We start from the raw sequence: 16,874 nt of genomic DNA on the forward strand, positions 1-16,874 counted from the left end.
CAACAGGACAAGAGAGGGTATGAAAACAAGTTCTCCATTTAAATCCTACGATAGAAACTTGATTGATATCAAGTCACAGCAGTCTCTGAAGCTGAATGACGATATTTATAGCTACTGCAAAGATTTATATACTCTTACAGGCTCCGAGTTCTTCACACTTATGATAGGGCAAGGACAGGAAAGTATGATTCTATCAAATATTCCCTATACTTCTAAGCTCATGTATTACAAAAGACGCTTGAGATCTATTGATATTGCCCTCGATATAGATGCTACATGCCAGGAGGCAGTCTCATTCCCCTCTTCTGAGTTTTATACAGTTCAAGATAAAGTAACACCTGAGTTTATTACAATAATGGAGAAGGAACTTGGTATACATAACCACTTTGCATTGACCAAGGCATGTGACAATTATGGAATTAAGTTAGTACTTTCTGGCACAAGAGGTAGACGAGATTTCAAACATCACTGCACAAAAAATAAAGCAATTGTTGAAAACTTTTCACTAAAATTCATCGAGCGCTATAAAGCAGCTATAACAGACACAATCCCAAGCATGAGATTTTCCCGTATTTTTAAAGTAGATGGCTTCTTGGATAGTTTAATTAAGCAAAAGCATCCAATCTTCTATGAAGTTCCTAAAGACCAAGAACTACTTTGCCTATTTTTCTTTAAGGAAGGCAACGAAGCAAAAGAAATCGCCAACATTACTGGGTACAGTGTCGCAACAGTCAACACCTATTTAAGATCAGTTAGAGAAAAGATGAATGTTGATAAAACATATCAAGCTGCAATTAAAGCCATTCAAGATGGTTTAATATGCTAGTTATCAAAGCTAGTAAATGAGTACTTATTTTGTTCTCCTCTACCTTAGCCGTAAATCCTTAACACTTATTTTTTTCTTTGTCAATCCAACTGGTTATATGTAATTTATTTTCTTATACTTCATAATAGGTTCTTAAGTTATTGATATGACTTATTCTAAGCTAAACTAACTCCTAGCTTTATTTACATAGTCAAATGATGTTTGTAATTAATTCTTTATTATTTAATTTATCGCCTCAATGAAATTGAGGCTTTTTTACTTAAGGTAATATAAGTCTTTTGATGATATATGTGTAAAAATAATTTTAAAAAATGACATGAAAAGTAACAGCACAATATCTTCCCTTTCAAATTGTCTTATAACTGCCCAATTTGTTTTATCGACACGTCTTTTCTCGCTGGGGCGCCTAGCCATAGCGTTTGACCAAGTAAATTGCCCTCTCCCTTCCCTAAGGTATTTTTCGGAATAGTTTCAAGCCTTACTTTCATGATCATGTCCCAAGCTAAAGGGTCACGTAAAATAAACTGCATTAAGCCCACTAGCGTTTTATAGTTGCTTCTGCCAGGTAAGAATGTTTGATAAGTTGAGAAGTCTATATCTTCTATACGTAAATTAAACTTGCCCACCAAATCTGGCAGGGATTTACCCAAATGAAGATCATGACCTAGTACACAGTTGCTATGGTTCAACTGATTTCGTTGAGAGTGATGTATTTCAACTCGCCGATAAACCCACTCATCAACAAACACACTTCCTAAGTTGAAATAATGCGTAACAATGCCAGATATCAGTTTAGGGGAGCGTGTTCTTGTGGAAAGTTGACTCACATAAGATAGCAGTTTGGCTCTATCTAGTTCGCTGACTTCAGTATCTTGCATAACTGACGACAAACCAAGAAGATGCAGCATACGAGCAGAAAATGGGTCCTTCGCTTCACTTTGATATTGAATATGGTAACGATATTTTTTCCAAACACGATAAATTAAAGACAAATGTCTATTGTGGAAAAAGTCAAAGAACTGTTTTACTGGGTTATCTTCATCTTCACGACCGGTCAGCTTCTCTGTATACGATGATGGAAGAGGAGAACTTGAACCATGTAACCCAAGAAAGCTAACCTCCACTCGAGTATAAGCGTTTCCCTCCATCTCAAAATGAGCAACGTAATCAATATCACTTTTCGGAAAAGTGAGGCTTGGGGAAACACTAAAACGTATATGTTCATCAGAAATATATTTATTCAGGCCAATCCCTTGGTAACTAAAGTCCGTTTCAGCCTGATAATATTTCTCCAGTAGTGACACTGCTTGGAAAAAACCAAACTCATGCGTCCGTTTCTCAATCTGCTCAATCATAATACTGTCTGCTGCCCTACAAGACTCGGCCAGTGATAGTTTTCACCCGTTTTTTCATCAAAGACTTCAAGCTCGGTGAAAGAGTTCAAACTCGAATATAAACGTATAAACTCATTCAACACACTGACTAATAAAAACATATCACCCTCATTAACAAAGTAGGAGGAGTCTACAGTGAGATTAAACTGAGTACCCCGGACCGCTGTACCACGAAATACTCTATCGGCGGGCTGCATTTCACTTTTCTTGATCCCATCTAACCTATGTATCGAAGCTCGATGGGCTTGGCGATCAACGCGGGAATGGAAGTCATAAGTCGAGAGGAGTACTTTAAGCACATCAATGTTTGCCAACGATAAATAGTTCAGTGACATATTGGCAATCAATTGCCATTGCAGTTCACCATTAACTTGCGGGCTAACAGATTGGGTTGGCTTGGTAATATTAGTAAAATTAGCGTACGTCGGTGAATTACTCGATGTGTACGTTATGTCGCCTACTGATAACCTTTCAGACAAATCACCGTTACTGCAGGTGAGCTTCATTAGTACCGTTTCAGAACCAAGTTCAGCAATGTCACTGTTGTGGGTATGGAATGAAATGTAGCGCTCAAGTCCTCTCCCACTGATGCGACTTGACACTTTTGTTTTAAAAAATTCTCGTTTATCACGCTGGTTAATTTGATGCTCGAAAGACTCAAACTCAATCAGCCTCTTTCGGCTACGCTCATTTTTGCTCCATGTTTCTACTTTGCCGATCGAATACACTTCATAGTGATCTTGGTTACTGCTCTGGGGTCTGACTTTATATTCACTTCGACGGTGCTCTAATCGAATAGGGTCTGAGTCTTTACTAAACAAATTAACGGCTGGTGTACAGTGCAATCGCAAGTGTTTATCTTTAAGGATAACTTCCGAAGGTAAAGCACGCTTAAACAAAAAAGATATTTTCATTGTTGAGCGCTGCGGAACCCCAGATAACCAACCTAACTCTGTGACATCAAAAAACATAAACTTCTCTGGCAGAGAGAAATATTCCTGTAATAAACGGTAGCCAGAAAAAGAGTTGCTGCCGTATGGAAGGATAGCCTCATCGTCACCAAAACCAACAGGTTTAATACAAGAAGCCGGTAGCCTGTGTGTAAAACCGCCTCCAAGATCAAGTTCGACGTAGTCTAGATAGCGAAACAACCACAGATAGACACTACGAGTAATATGCAGTTCTCCATGAAGGTGGAAACGTAATGAATCCATCTTCAACCTTGATAAATCTTGACCAAACTCAGCTGCAATAGATACATCGACACTAGAGCTGGTTCGGCTATTAGACTGTTCAACCTTAGTAATATTGATGGGATATAAAGCGACATCATAACAACTTCTAAACAGGCATTGGGTCCCTTCTACCTGTTCACTCGCCATTTCAATTCCGCGTTCGACTATGGTTTTTTCTGTCAGGCTTCCTACATGTGGCGTGAGCTCAGAAATGCACATAGAAGGTATCGAACGCATATAATGAGGCCAAAGCAAGGTCATGAGTGACTGAGTCAGCTCTGGCAATTCGTCATCGATTTTCTCTCGAATTCTACCAGTTAGAAATGCAAACCCTTCAAGCAAGCGCTCTACGTCAGGATCATGAACTCCTTCACCAAGGAAGTTTGTCAATTTAGGATGATATTTAGCAAACTCACTTCCGGCTTCTCGAAGGTAAGAAAGTTCATCTTGAAAATATTTACTGCTGCTCACTAAGTATTACTCCTGACTCTAGAGGTTAAATTGACCATCAACGCCCATAAACACATTGATAGACATTGGAACCTGACCACCGTTATGGTTCACTTCACCTGTAACACCAAAACTCAGTTGTAAGGGATTATGAAAGTCCTGACGATAAGTCACTTCAATATTGCCAAGCCTAGGTTCAAACTTGTTTATTGTCGTGCGTATATTCTGCTGAATATGGCGTATCAAGTTTGATTGACTGGCCAGTACATCATTAAAATCAGGAAGGCCATAATCATTGTCTATCATTGCATTCCCCGCATGGGTATTGAGCAGATCTGCAAGATGAATATGAATTGAGTCGATCAAGTGTTTATGAGATACCACTTTTTCATAACAACTCTTGGGTTCACCTAGTTCGATACGTTCAAGTAAGCGATAACCTTTTTCCATGTTTAACCTCAAAAAGAACGGCCAGAAAAACTGGCCGTTCGCTATTAGTAACGTACTTAGATTACTGGTCTAGTTTACCAACCAAAGAAAGATCGAAGCTCGCACCCATATATTTGAAGTGAGGACGTACAGACATTGATACTTTGTACCAACCTGGGTCACCCTCAACATCCGATACTTCAACCTTAGCAGCACGTAGAGGACGACGACCACGTACTTCTGCTGGTGGATTCTCTTGATCAGAAACATATTGACGAATCCATTTGTTCAGCTCAATCTCAAGGTCCGTGCGCTCTTTCCATGAACCGATTTGCTCACGTTGCAACACCTTGATGTAGTGAGCTAAACGGTTGATGATGAACATATAAGGCAGTTGAGTCCCTAACTTGTAGTTCATCTCCGCGTTCTTCCCTTCCGGCGTGTTTGGGAAAACCTTAGGCTTTTGGATTGAGTTTGCGGAAAAGAAAGCCGCATTATCAGACCCTTTACGCATGGTTAGAGCAATAAAACCCTCTTCAGCAAGTTCAAACTCGCGGCGGTCAGAAACCAAAATTTCAGTTGGAATTTTAGTTTCGATCTGTCCCATAGACTCAAAGTTGTAAACAGGTAGATCGAAAACAGCACCACCACTTTGAGGACCTATAATGTTTGGACACCAACGATACTTAGCGAACGACTCACTGATCTTTGACGCCATTGCATACGCTGAGTTACCCCACAAAAAGTTGTTGTGGTCATCAGCAACTGACTCATCATAATCAAAGGCTTTGATCGGATTATCTTCAACAGAATAAGGATTGCGAAGCATAAAACGAGAGGTACATAAACCAAGATAGCGAGAGTCTTCATGTTCACGCAAACCACGCCACTTAGTGTATTGAGGCCCTTCAAATACAGACTTAAGGTCTTTCATGTTAGGCAGCTCTTCGTAGCTATCTAAGCCAAAGAACTGAGAAGATGCTGAGGTAATAAATGGTGCATGAGACATAGCACCAACATTAGCCATATATTCCATCAGTTTGATGTCTGGGCTAGAAGACGTTAGCTGATAGTCACACACTACAGCGGCAACCGGTTTACCACCGAATTGACCATATTCACGAGTGTAAATCTGTTTGTAAAGACCAGACTTGACCACTTCAGGAGCGTCTTCAAAGTCGTCGAGAACTTCATCTTTTTTCGCCGAAATCAATTCAATCAGAATATTTTCACGGAAATCAGTATGATCAACAAGATATTTCAATCCACGCCATGTTGATTCAATCGCTTGAACTTCTTCGTTATGAAGGATTGCATCAAGTTGTTTAGAAAGCTTTTGATCAATCTCACTTATCATAAGATCGACTAATGACTGATCAACTTTTTCAGTCGTGCTGCTGCTCAGTAGCTCACCGATAAATGCTTCAACGCCACGCTTGGCAACGTCAAAACCTTCATCACTTGGCTTTAATCTTGTTTCAGTTAGAATACTGTCCAGAAGGGAACCAGAGTCAGCTAAGGCCGCTTCTTGTTCCGGAGCTTGTGCTTCTGCTGTCATATTATCCTCTTATTCAGCCTTTTCAGCGTCTTGATCTTCACCAATGCTGAGTTCTTCGAGTAGTTTCTTACGAGCTTCTTCGTCCTGAAGAACCGCAGCGATCTTCTTGCGGAAAGCAGGCACATTGCCTAACGGACCTTTTAATGCAACCAAAGCTTCTCTTAGTTCAAGAAGGCTGTTTAATTCAGGGACATTTTTAGCGATAGACTCTGGTGAAAAGTCCTTCATGTCCTTGAACGTTAGGTCAACGGCGAGCTGTGCGCCTTCTTCATCGGTCAGACGGTTTTCAACGTTAACTTTAAGGTTAGGAGCATAACCTTCTAGAACTTCGTTAAAATTGTCTTTATCAATGTTGATCGGCGTACGTTCTTCAATTGGCGTGTCGTCAGAGCGAGCGGTGAAATCACCGACAACCATCATATTCAGCGGCAGTTCAACGTCTTCTTGCGCATCACCTGTCGCTGGAACATAACGGATATTAATTCGCTCTTTAGGAGCTACCGAGCCATCGCGTGACATAATTAGTTCCTTATCTAATTGTATTGTTAGTTGTAGATTGACTCCCACGCCTCAAACTTTTCTGGCAGCTGCTCCCTGGATGGATAAAGCTGCTTAAGAATCTTTTGGGTAAAATCATCTAATTGCAAAGAGAGGTGTGGTTCCCAGCTGAACAGGTTCATTTCATCTCTAACTGACCATAACTTTTCAAGATAAGGCAAACATAGAGCGTAAAGACCAACAGCTTGGTAAGCTTTTACGATTTGTAAATGCAGCATAAATTGCCTTCTCCCAGAGCTATCTAGCGCTAGATTTTGAGCCACTTCTGCTACGCGTTCTCCCAAATTTTCGAGAGTTACATCGTCCATCGATACGAGGTCATCTTCAGCAATCACAACCTGGGGCATGGCTTGCTGATCTGAACCTTTATTAGAGCGACCAAATTTACTGAGCCACTCCACCGTCGCTTCATTAGCAAACGGTATCGAATTTTTAAATGAAAGCTGTTCTATACCCGGCAACGCCTGAACAAACTGATTCACTTCTTCATGAACCGCTTGCGCTGCCTCTTCCAAGTTGAGGTTTTTCAACATTTGATAAACATAGAAATGCCCAGTGAGCCAAAAAGGGGCATCGGCTAAGGTACGCTCAAGGCGCTTTATTGTGTCAATATCACTTTCTTGCTTAGCTTTATCACTATATTCAGCCTGTTTATCTTGCGATACAGCAAGAATTAGCGGTGTTTCTTGATTCTGATGACTTGGCAATTCTGTGATATCAGACCAAGTAAGATGGCGATGAATACGATAAGACAAAGGCAGCTCTGGCTCTGCGCTAAGAATGGTTTCCGCGACTTTTTTCAACGTTCTTTTAGAGGCCGTGGGAGACGAAAAGTCGGTATCAATATCCAGCTCTTTCTTTTCATGAAAAATAGGTTCAGATATCTCTTGGTCCGAAGGCTCAGCTAAAGTCGCTACTGATGCAGTTTTGGCCTGATTTTTCTCTTCGACCTGAGAGCTTTGATTGTAGCTTGGCGGCTCATGCCCATCAGAATTTGCCGAATGTTTTTCGTCTGATGTGAGGGCTTGTGATAACCGAGTTAATTCGTTTTTGAGCTCGAAAAAATCAGCCTCTGAATCCTGAAATATTTCGTCAAAATGCCGTTGTATATTATCAACACTATCAATGCAAGCGGAGACACTTTCCCATGTTAGCTGTTTGGGTTCCAACTTGGGCAGCACAAGTTTCATCTGGTGATTGAGCCACTCAATAGCACCATCTCTGCCTCGTTTACGACGTGGGTATAGATCAGAGCCAAAACAAATAAGCGACTCACCAATTAGGTTAAGCCCTTTGCCTAACCCCTCTAATCCATTCGCTTCCACCATAGCGCGAGTCAGGTAACACATAGCTTTGAAGTCTTTACTGTGCCCAGTTAGAACTTGAGTCGCATGATCTTCCACAACTTTCCAATCCACAGTTTCGCCAAACAATGAACCGAACTTTTTCACTTCAGATTCCATCATTTCATAGCTAAACTCATAGCGCGCATCTTCTCCAACAGGAGACGTGGCATTGATAGGCTTGAGAAGTACTTGAATATCTTGGACCAAAGTTAGCTCCTTACATCAGGATGATAATCACTGATTGCCCTCTGAACAGCTAGCGCACCTCGGGCAGGCTTGGATTGTTGATGACTTTTACGAATGGCATCCTTGGCCATACTGTTGAGCAACTCTGTGACTTCACCGAACTTTTTCGGTGCGTTCTTTTCAAGTTCCAGCAGCGAAGCATTCAACTTTGCATTGCCAAATATGGATTGTTCCGTCACTGTACTAAATAGGATGTATTCACTTCTCGCGACTTTAAGCGCTCTAATTTTAACGGCCAATTCAGGCGTATTTCCGTAAAACTGCTTCGCCACTTGCGCTTGTTCAATAGCACGCGAATAGTAATGTTGCTCGGCATTGGTATCGATCGCCGCATACACTTTGTCCAGTAAAGCACCGGGAAGAACTTGGCTATAGTAGTAAGATTCAGCCTGATGATTAGCCCATGCTGTTTTCATGTAGTCATCAACAGCTCTCGCCTGGCCGCTCAGGATCAGATCCACTAATTCGTTGTCCTGACGCCCCATAAAATTAGCCATTTCCTGAGCTTGAACGTTGAGACGGTTGAGATTCGCCATCACTTTATTCAGTGAGCGTTGAGCTTTCGCAAACAAAACGCCGTCATTATTTAAATTGGCCTGTAAGGTAACCAAGTCGGACCGAATTTCTTGTAAGTTTTGAGGCAAGGCAGAAGCAACATTTCTTCTCTCAATCAGATTGTCTTGATTATCTTGGTATACATCGAGCAACTTACCCTGCTGAACCTGATAGGCTTCTTGATATGGCGCCATCAACACAAGGTCATCTGACATATCCTCTAGCGCATATTCAATTTTCCATGGAGGCTGAGCAAGAAACGAGGCCGTTTGAGCAGGTTTAATCGTCTTCGCTAATGTCACTGATTCGGTAAAGCCTGATTTGGGAGAAGGTTTCCACTCGGGCTGCAAATAATCATAGGTATAGGTTCCGCTCACCAAAAGCACTGACGCGACTAATGCCGCCTCTAGATATTTAAAACGGCCAAATGAAAACTTGTCGGCAGCACTATGCTTTGTAAGAACAAGATCAGCATTCCTCAGGTTAGAAAACAAAGGAGCACTATTGTCTGTTTTGAGCGCTTGTGTATCGATTCTCGCCAGTGCCTGAGCAAATGAAATTGCGGTATAGCCATGCGAGCGAGGCTTGTTAAGTACACTTTTAATTAACAGCCAGACATGCTTGGGAATCAAACGACAGCGCTTTTTCTGCCCCAAAAGCTGGCGCCAAACGTTGCCAAAAGTAGAACCTAAAAATAAGTGCCCCGTTAGTAATGCTAAAGAATAAACGTCATCTTGAGGTTTGGCGATGCCGCTTTCTACATACATTGGAGACGCGTAATTCATGCTAACTTCAGTAGGGCTCTGCTCCTCATCTGAATAGCGAGCAGCACCAAAATCGATCAACTTGATGCTATCGTCTTCGGCCACCAGGATATTTGCAGGCTTAATATCAAGGTGGCAAACACCGCGAGTATGCATATATTCAAGTGCGCCAGCTAATTGGTAGATGAGCCAAGCAATATGATCGTGTCGAAAACCCTTTTTATTGTGTCTTTCAATTTTTTCCGCTAGCGATTCGCCATGTATCCACTCATACATGATATATGGACGATCAAATTCATTGCCGACTTTAATAAAGTCGGCAACACTAGGGTGCTGAGATATCTCCAGTTTACTCGCTTCACCAATCAAGAGTGACTGTTCGTGACTAGACGTCCCTTCATTCGCCACCTTACAGCAAACCTGCTTCTCAGGTTCACCCTGTTTTGCTAGATGATAAAGCGTTGTATTGCCGTTCTTTGATGGAAATGATTCCAGAACATCAAATTGGGAGAATAAAACATATTCTAACTTAGGCTTATTGCGCTGTGCTTCCTGATGCTCTAAGTGTTTTTTTCTCTCAATCGCTTTATGCACTAGTTGATTGATATAGCTATCACTTGACCCATTTTGATCAGACACGTTCTACTCTTTAGCCAGCTGATAATATTTACTAGATGGGCATATTAATTATTTTGAATATTACTTTTCAACTAGGTAAAAATAAAAAGCCCACTATATCTAGTAATTTAGTTAGAATGACGGTGAACTAGGTAAAATACATGATTCTTTTGACGCTTTTTTATGGATATAGTTATTATTTAAAGTTTAAAGAATTAACTTTATTGTCTGTACACAAGGAGACGGTTAATAAACCTCGGTCACCATTATTACCAAACATCAGCAAAGAAGCACTGTCAGAGCTTGAATGAACCTGAGTGAAAGCAGCAAGCAAGGCCAAAGATGATGCTTGTCCCAAAGTGCCCCAGAGGTCATTAATTAAAAACGGTTGCTGAGGGTTATCAAATTTCTCTGCTTTTGCTCCCAGTGCAAAACCATAGTCCTCAGTATGGTCTCGAGAGTTCTGCATATCCGTATAAACACGGCCCAAATGTTGGTAGGTGCGCGCTGCATTTCGCACTAACTTCATCATACCTCGCCTATCATTGCAGCCCTTTTCAGAAATAAAGTATTCGAGCATAGCGAGAGGTTTGAGTTTAAGTGTCTCAATGATGTTTTTTCTAGTTAAAATGACACCCGCACCACCTTCGCTTGGAATCATTCCCCAAGGGTTTTTATCTCCCATTACTTTAGATTGAGAAATAAAAGCTTCAAGCTGGTCGAACAATGAATCGGCAGCAATGCTAATGATAGCGTCATGGTGCTCGAGTCGTTGTAAAGACTGCTCAATAAATCTAGGTCCAGTAGAGTGCACTATTTCAAGTTTTGACAACCACTTAGCGTGTTCACATTCTTCTAGCCAAGCCATCACTTTCTTGTCGTCGACCGATTCGGGTACCGACACTATGACAGGGATAGGTTTAAGCATTTTAGGAAGTTTGTTCAGTAGTGAATTGATCAATAAATCAATCATTTCTATGAAGCGCTCAAATCTATCGTCTGCATCTAAAAAATCTATCTTAGAAAAGATATATTTCTCTCCAGTATCGGTTTGATGCTGATTGAATCGTGATAAATCGGCCTTAGCGATAGCCAATGACAGCCCAAGATTCATTCCCATGGGAGTGACGACTTCCGTATCTAAGACATACCGACCAAACAACTGACTCATGCTTTCTCCTTTGACTGGGACACTTTGGCAGAGACTAGTAAGTGCTCTTTTCCTTGACATGGGAACGAAGCACCGTAGCTCACTGTCAGTGTCATTTGCTCAGTATCTACAAACAAAGTGTATATGTGCATTGGAGCCATCAGGTTATCCTCTTCTATAAGCACTTGCGCGACATATTTTTCTGTCGGTAGACGAAATGTAATCACATCATCGTGATTAAAACCACTCATCATTAGTCTCTCAGAGCCTTCCAGAAAACCACAACACTGCTGATCAGAAGGCGCAGATTGATAAAACTTCTGGTCAAAATCTTCAGGTAATAGAGGGCGTCGATGCTCAAGCCAATGCTCATCAAACGTGCCTGCATACTGAGTCCTTTCGGAAAAAAAAGGCGCGATCGGCCCAAATCCTGCCACTCGAACGCTTTTGCTGTTTGGTGCCCAATTTTCCCTCGGAAAAAATACGCTAGGAACCGGTTTTTCCAATAACTGTTCGGTGCTTGAAGCTATCCCGCACCCAACACGGTTGCGTTCATCCCCTCCTAACGCCTGACCATAGTGGATATCAGCTTCAATAAAAGGCTGAGGGTTTGAAACGGTTATCGCACCACCGTGGCGAATCCATTGGCGCTCTCCGTGAACTGAGATAGTTTTATCAATGTGACCATCAATCAGAACACGGCATTCATGATAGGGCACTGGACGTTTCGCGTAGCTTCGCGCTTTACCATAGACGAGTACATCGGTGTTTTGTTTAGTAACGGCAAACTCATGATCTATTTTCATTACTGAAGAATTAGGCTCAGCAAGCTGTACAGGATCGTCATAAATTTCTTCCGCCTCTACTTCTAGCCATTGGTTGTCAACAAAGTTCCATTGACGCTTTGCCGTTAGGACCCATACCTCATGTCCATTCTCATCTCGTTGAAATCGCCCTTTGACAAGCACACCTTCAGTCTGCTCAATATCCCACAGTTGCATTCTGATCCCTTAAGTCAAATCTTTCTGAAGCAGCCGTCTGCTGCTGCATTTTGTCAAACACCCAATCTTGTTGGTAACATGGCATAACCCAATGCCAAGGCATATAGACTCGACCATTAATGCAAAGCTGACGCCATATCCACTCTCTATACTCTTTGGAAACTAGCGGATCTTGCATCGCTCGTATGCTCGTTTGATAACTCATGACCTCACCACATCGTAATTGCTTGTTCGGCAGGTGACTTTGCGTTTCATACCAATCTTGTATGATTTTTTTGGCCTCCTCCAAGTCATATTCGATGTCCAGTTCGTTCGGTTTTAAAGGAAAAGTATCACCATAAATGGTGTAGAGTGAAAACAACCACTCTGTCGCTTCATCGTCATCATCGTCTAGACAAATTAAATGGTTGATCGTGATATCTATCCATTTAGGGTGAGCTGACAAAAACAATTGAATTGGCGCCTTATGACTGGAGGGGTCGAACTGATCGAACTCCTTAAGATCGAGTAATTTTGCGTAAATGATCAGCTTGCTGCCAGAGAGAGCAGATTCTTGCGTACCAAAACGTTTTCTAAACCAAGAACCTCTGTCGTGCTTGGCTAGCAACAATTCAAACAGATAATCTTCATCTCTGTTTTGTTGGCTCAACCACTCCGTACTTTCCGAAACATCAAAGCTAGTTAAGGTTTCATGTAACGTCGATTCATTGAGAGTATTGTTTTTTAGCCAATATTTGCTGAGGCCAATGCTCAATGTTTGGCGCCATTTTAGTAGCTCAAAGCACCATTGCTTATTATCCACTCCACCTTCTATGTACTGAGCGACCACTTTATCTAAATTGGCTACTTTTGCTTGCACAAACATTAGCATGGCGATATCTGAGTGCATATCTTGCACTGAAGATAAAGCCGCATGAAGGTTAAACGGATCATCGGAAAACTCAGGCTCAAGCATCAGCCATACAAAAAGTTCTGGTGAAGAATCTCTTTGCTCGTAAATCAATCCTGGATGGAGGTTAAACAAAGCAATATAGACTTGCTTTAGCTCCATCATTTGGCGTTCAACTAATCTCAAGTAGTCTTGTTTAACGCTTGGATAACCGTTACGGTGCAAGCGCACCCATTGCTTAAATAGAAATGAAAAAGAGTCACTAGCAAGCTGTGATTTTTCGCGACAAAATGACAGCCAACTAGGTTTTATATGCTCTAAATCTGCAATACTTTTACGCAAGGATTCAATCGTTTTATCAACATCTTTTTGACCGAACTCCTGTTCGAGCTGTTCTGGGGTTATTCTTTGTCTCATGGTTAAACATCTACCATCACTAATTTATCGCGATCGTGCCACCCAAAATTTTCTGAGCCATGCTGGCTTCAGAAATTACATGCCCAGCATCGGTCGTGACACTCCCTTCCTTGCCCCGATAATGAGTCTCAGCATTACCACTGATAATGACTAGTTCATTCGAAGTTTCTACCGTCAACTTATCAGCACTGAGTATCAATTCTTTACCGTCACCAGATACTCCGAAATAGATTTCTGTAACAACGGGCAAGGTTAGGTCATGGTTAACAAACTCTACCCAGCAACGCGCTTGATTGTCGACGGACAATTTAAGTTCCGATGCTTCAAAGTGACGTTCTAACCTTGCCCAGATAGGTTGTTCAAGCGGATTGTCGGCAAAGTTAATTCTTACACTATTGGTTGCTTGGTTAAAATCCACCACTCGACCAAAACGGGAAAAGCAAGCCGGTTGGTCGACTTGCTGTGTTTCATGCTCAAATAACTCTATATAAGTTTGTTGCTTCATAGGGCCTGCGAACTATGGTTATATACATTCATTGCGTTTGGGGTAATAGGTAAACAGGCTTTAGTTAATCGCCACATTACCACCTTTGATAATGACTTTGTCACTCCCTTCAACCGTAATCGAGGTCCCTGAGAGTTTAATCGTCCCATCGCTGTTCATAACTAAGGACGAGCCTCCAGTCTTCAACACTATTTTATCGCCACTAATAACCTGAGTTGCCGCATCTGCTTTGTAGGAAGTGTTCCCCTTAACCGCAACGGTTAAATTGCCGCCAACACTGAGGTTATCATCAGCGCCAACATCGGCCGAGCGAGAAGCACCTACTGTAAGGTTGCTATTTTCACCAACATCCAGATCGTCATTTAAACCAATTTTAGTGGTACGATTGTCATTAATCGAAAGCGTAGAATCGTTCTTAACCGTTTGAGTTTCATTGGCATTGTATGTCACAGTTACATCTTGCTCGACGGTTTCCGTGAAGGTGCTATTGACCTGCGTAGTTTTGTGACCGTCAATCGTTTCTTGATGATCGCCGTGAACTTCATTGGTTTGATGACGGCCTACTTTCAAAAATTCGTCTTGGCCAATATCTCGGAAGCGATCATTGAGAACTTTGGTCGACATATCCTTCTGCGCATGGATATAAATTTCTTCCTGATTGGCTTCGTCTTCAAAGCTAAGCTCGTTGTAGCCAGTGCCTTTGTGGGTTTGAGTACGAAAAGTGGTTCGAGTTTTATTCTCCGGTAAAGCATAAGGAGGGTAATGCAAGCCATTATATACAGCGCCGGTAACCAGAGGACGATCAGGATCCCCTTCTAAAAAGGTCACCACAACTTCATGCCCGATACGAGGCAGATACACTGCTCCCCATGTGGGTGCTGCCATCGATTGGCTGACTCGGATCCAACAGCTCGCGTGCTCGTCATTATTACCGTAGCGGTCCCAATGAAACTGAACTTTAATTCTACCTAACGCATCCGTGTATATTTCTTCCCCATCAGGACCAACGACAACCGCGGTTTGCGGGCCATCAACCATAGGTGCAGGCAGCTTAGGCGCCTTGTAAATCACGTCGCGTGGAATACAAACAAACTGATTCTCATAGGTCGTAGGCAATCCATTGGTTTCATCTTCATGGACTTGAGGATTATGGCCACTATGAACCACAGATAGCATGGTATAGTCACGATTGATCGCTCTGCGTGGGTGTTCACTAATACTAAAACTATAACCAGGGATGATGCGCATAATGCTTGAGCTGGCTTCTATCTGTTGGTTCTCAACCTGATGGTCAGCTATCCACTCAGACGCTCTGATTTGTCCCATAGAGGGGTCAACATAGCGTCCTGGGTAGTCGAACTGTTTAAGATCTTGGTCAAGTGGGCCATCGCTCCCCATCTCTTGCGGAATTTTCGGCTGCTCGTAATTGTAATCACTGTATGTGGTGCTGCCTGTTCTCACCCGATTAATCGCCGCGAGATCGAAGATATGCTCACGATCAGCGACACCACCCGCTTCAGAGTGGTACACAAGAGGCCCAATATGAGAGGCATTGAGCGGTGTACTCAGCAGTTCGGGTATCGCATCATTACTGTCTACTATCACCATAGTATGGCTGGCATCAGTATGTTCGAAATAATACCACATCCCATGCTCAGCAAGCATGCGTTGGACCAAGTTACTGTCACTCTCTCGGTATTGAAGTACATACTCTTTTTCTGGGTAAGTACCTGTAATATCGAGTCTATAATCGGTAACGGAAGCGTCATCTAGTACTTGGGAAATAATGTCAGGAGCCGAAAGGTTCTGAAATATTCGACAATCTTGCCTTTGAGTCATAAACCAAGTTTGCGGAACCAACACTAATTGATATCGAGCAAAACGTCGTCCCTGACCGGCAAAGCGCACTTCATTCACCATGCCATGAAACAAACGCGCCGATCCCACTCCCTGTCCATAAAGGGTGAGCAAGGCTGGTTTGCGAATCAGTTCATCAAATGTAATATCAGCATCAAGTGAAAGTAATGAAAGACTAACTTGGAATGGTTTAGACAGTTCTTCTGTTACTTGAAAGCTTTCAACGCGAAACTCATGACCAGTGCCCTGAATTTCAAATTTAAATTCTACGTCAGTTGTCATACCTTTTACCTGATACAAATAATAAAATTAGGGCCAACATAAGCTGGCCCCTAACGCTAACGTGTTGACGATTACGCTTCGCGTGGAGCACGCCAGTCGTCGTTACCGCCTTTGCCCATAACTTCGTGAGTCACTTCGATTGCACGGTAAGTGAAGCTAAGAACTTCTTCAGTTACACGGTCAGATGTGTGTGCATCTTGACAGTGAGCCATACGAGTTTGCATATCAACTAATAGAGCATCAATAAGCTTGATTGTGTAGTAGTGCTCTTGCTTACCTTGAACAGAAGTACGGTAAAAGTTGATGTTACACTCAGGTAGTTTCTCGCCTGAAACAAGAGCGTTAAACAGTAGTGGTGAACAACAGTCTTGCGATTTAGTTACCACAACTGGCTTGTGTACACGTTGACCTGTTGGCTGACCACTTTGTGGATCACGTGGGATAGTCAATACGTGATCAAGTTCCTGTACTAGAAACTCATCTTCATGACCTTCTTGCCATGTGTTACCTACTGATTCAGCTGTGAACGCGCTTTCTGTGATATTGCCTTGTGTTTCACCTGTGATAGACATATACGCTGGAGTTGGCATCTTATATTCCTTCTAAACTTTTTTATTTAAATTCACCAAATCGCTTATTACCGCGACCTAAACTACCATTACAAACACCATGCCAACTTTTAAAACCAATAAATAACAATAACTTATAAAAAAAATACTTTTATTTATAATTTAAACACTTCAATAAATTGAAAAATTAAACAAGTTTTTGTAGAGCAATTACAATTAATTGTT

General features: G+C 42.0%; 14 protein-coding genes. 1 reads left to right on the plus strand and 13 read right to left on the minus strand.

The window, feature by feature from the left end:
* The first annotated feature begins 19 nt into the window (after positions 1-19).
* Complete coding sequence (locus DPF90_RS00830) at positions 20-826, plus strand: helix-turn-helix transcriptional regulator (protein ID WP_114783696.1); 807 nt, start codon at positions 20-22, stop codon at positions 824-826.
* A gap of 356 nt (positions 827-1,182) precedes the next feature.
* Here the strand turns inward: DPF90_RS00830 and tssG are convergent, their stop codons facing one another.
* From tssG to DPF90_RS00895, 13 genes are all read right to left on the minus strand, one after another.
* A complete protein-coding gene (gene tssG / locus DPF90_RS00835) occupies positions 1,183-2,181 on the minus strand; it encodes a type VI secretion system baseplate subunit TssG (protein ID WP_114783698.1) in 999 nt (332 codons plus the stop codon).
* Positions 2,178-3,926: a type VI secretion system baseplate subunit TssF gene (tssF, locus tag DPF90_RS00840; protein ID WP_114783700.1), complete on the minus strand. Its 1,749-nt coding sequence runs from the start codon at positions 3,924-3,926 to the stop codon at positions 2,178-2,180. Before tssF ends, tssG begins: the two co-directional genes overlap by 4 nt.
* 18 nt (positions 3,927-3,944) lie before the next feature.
* Positions 3,945-4,355, minus strand: a complete 411-nt coding sequence (tssE, locus tag DPF90_RS00845) for a type VI secretion system baseplate subunit TssE (RefSeq protein WP_114783702.1) — start codon at positions 4,353-4,355, stop codon at positions 3,945-3,947.
* Positions 4,356-4,416: 61 nt separating this feature from the next.
* Positions 4,417-5,892, minus strand: a complete 1,476-nt coding sequence (gene tssC, locus DPF90_RS00850) for a type VI secretion system contractile sheath large subunit (RefSeq protein ID WP_114783704.1) — start codon at positions 5,890-5,892, stop codon at positions 4,417-4,419.
* A 9-nt stretch (positions 5,893-5,901) separates the two neighbouring features.
* Positions 5,902-6,411, minus strand: a complete 510-nt coding sequence (gene tssB / locus DPF90_RS00855) for a type VI secretion system contractile sheath small subunit (protein ID WP_114783706.1) — start codon at positions 6,409-6,411, stop codon at positions 5,902-5,904.
* A 26-nt stretch (positions 6,412-6,437) separates the two neighbouring features.
* Positions 6,438-8,003: a type VI secretion system protein TssA gene (gene tssA / locus DPF90_RS00860; protein ID WP_114783708.1), complete on the minus strand. Its 1,566-nt coding sequence runs from the start codon at positions 8,001-8,003 to the stop codon at positions 6,438-6,440.
* 2 nt (positions 8,004-8,005) lie between these two features.
* Positions 8,006-10,000 carry a serine/threonine protein kinase gene (locus DPF90_RS00865; RefSeq protein ID WP_114783710.1) on the minus strand — a complete coding sequence of 665 codons (1,995 nt, stop codon included), beginning with the start codon at positions 9,998-10,000 and terminating at the stop codon, positions 8,006-8,008.
* Positions 10,001-10,175: 175 nt separating this feature from the next.
* Positions 10,176-11,150: a hypothetical protein gene (locus DPF90_RS00870; RefSeq protein WP_114783712.1), complete on the minus strand. Its 975-nt coding sequence runs from the start codon at positions 11,148-11,150 to the stop codon at positions 10,176-10,178.
* Positions 11,147-12,130 (minus strand): DUF2169 family type VI secretion system accessory protein, encoded by a 984-nt coding sequence (locus tag DPF90_RS00875; RefSeq protein WP_114783714.1) that lies wholly within the window; start codon positions 12,128-12,130, stop codon positions 11,147-11,149. The genes DPF90_RS00870 and DPF90_RS00875 overlap by 4 nt, the downstream gene beginning before the upstream one ends.
* On the minus strand, positions 12,111-13,436 hold the full coding sequence (locus DPF90_RS00880; protein ID WP_114783716.1) for a hypothetical protein: 1,326 nt from the start codon (positions 13,434-13,436) through the stop codon (positions 12,111-12,113). Before DPF90_RS00880 ends, DPF90_RS00875 begins: the two co-directional genes overlap by 20 nt.
* 19 nt (positions 13,437-13,455) lie before the next feature.
* On the minus strand, positions 13,456-13,941 hold the full coding sequence (locus tag DPF90_RS00885; protein WP_114783718.1) for a hypothetical protein: 486 nt from the start codon (positions 13,939-13,941) through the stop codon (positions 13,456-13,458).
* Positions 13,942-14,001: 60 nt separating this feature from the next.
* Positions 14,002-16,080, minus strand: coding sequence for a type VI secretion system Vgr family protein (locus DPF90_RS00890; RefSeq protein WP_114783720.1), 2,079 nt, complete (start codon positions 16,078-16,080; stop codon positions 14,002-14,004).
* 71 nt (positions 16,081-16,151) lie between these two features.
* The gene (locus DPF90_RS00895; RefSeq protein WP_114783722.1) at positions 16,152-16,670 is read right to left on the minus strand and encodes an Hcp family type VI secretion system effector; all 519 of its coding nucleotides are present in this window, start codon (positions 16,668-16,670) and stop codon (positions 16,152-16,154) included.
* Positions 16,671-16,874 lie beyond the last annotated feature (204 nt).

Origin of the sequence: Vibrio tetraodonis (assembly GCF_003350295.1) — a bacterium.
Lineage (GTDB): Bacteria > Pseudomonadota > Gammaproteobacteria > Enterobacterales > Vibrionaceae > Vibrio > Vibrio tetraodonis.